The organism is Frankia sp. CcWB3 (assembly GCF_977927595.1).
In genome coordinates, this window is the sequence record NZ_CDWRCK010000344.1 from 1 (window position 1) to 886 (window position 886).

General features: G+C 58.4%; 1 protein-coding gene. It reads right to left on the bottom strand.

Annotated features, from left to right (window positions below; genetic code table 11):
• Positions 1-15: 15 nt before the first annotated feature.
• Positions 16-873: a substrate-binding domain-containing protein gene (locus tag ACY5KJ_RS18785; RefSeq protein WP_462203981.1), complete on the bottom strand. Its 858-nt coding sequence runs from the start codon at positions 871-873 to the stop codon at positions 16-18.
• Positions 874-886 lie beyond the last annotated feature (13 nt).

The window sequence follows — 886 nt, forward strand, 5'->3', positions numbered from 1 at the left end:
AACGCGCAAGTTATTTCATTTCGACTCCTTGGCGGCCGTCACGATGCCGGTTGTCGCCTGAGTCTCAGTACCGAAGACGCCGAAGAGGTCAGGATGACGAGCCAGCATGGCGGCAGCGGTCTTCGTGGTGTCAGCTACGCCGCCAGCATCGAACTGCGCCCCAACGTAGGTAATGTTGTCGTACTTCTTAATCTCAGATTCGAAGCCATGCCGCTCCCCGTCAGCAGCAGCGCTACCACCGGCAGTGAACGTCATGAGGCCGACCTTGACCTTCTTACCGTTTGCCTTCTCGGCCAGGTACTTGGCCGCTATGGCCCCACTCTGCTCGTTATTAACAAGGCTTTGAGCCGTCAATTGATCAGTGTTAGTCAAGTTATTGATTGCGGTGGCAACGGGGATTCCCTTGTCGACCACCGACTTGATGGGTTCGTACATGGCGTTCGGATCCGTCGGGCTGATTACCAGCCCATCCGGGCTGGTCGCCAAAGCGGCGTTTAGAACCGGGATCTGGGATGCGGGCGTGAATTCGGCAGCGTACTGCCTTGTGATCGAAGCACCAAGCCGCTCCGCTTCCGCCTTAGCTCCGCAATATACGCCCCCGTAAAGCGGTGCATTGTAGGCGACATAGATGAACTTCTTTCCTTCTGCGCTGCCTGCTTCGGGCGCATTTGCAGCAGGAGTCACGGTCGCTACGGCGCTTCCGCCGGAGGCGGTTTCGGACGATGAATCGGATCCGGACGAGGTTGAGCAGGCGGCCAAGGCGGCCAGGACCGCCAAGGCTGCGGCAGAGGCGGGTGCCTTTCGGAGGCAGGTGGGTCGAGTACGCATTATGGGGACGTAATGAAGTAACAAATACGTGATCGAGAGCATCATCGCAGGTCACAGG

What these genes read in the sequence shown, in the direction of transcription:
- ACY5KJ_RS18785 (WP_462203981.1), bottom strand. Translation starts at nt 873, where the DNA reads ATGATGCTCTCGATCACGTATTTGTTACTTCATTACGTCCCCATAATG.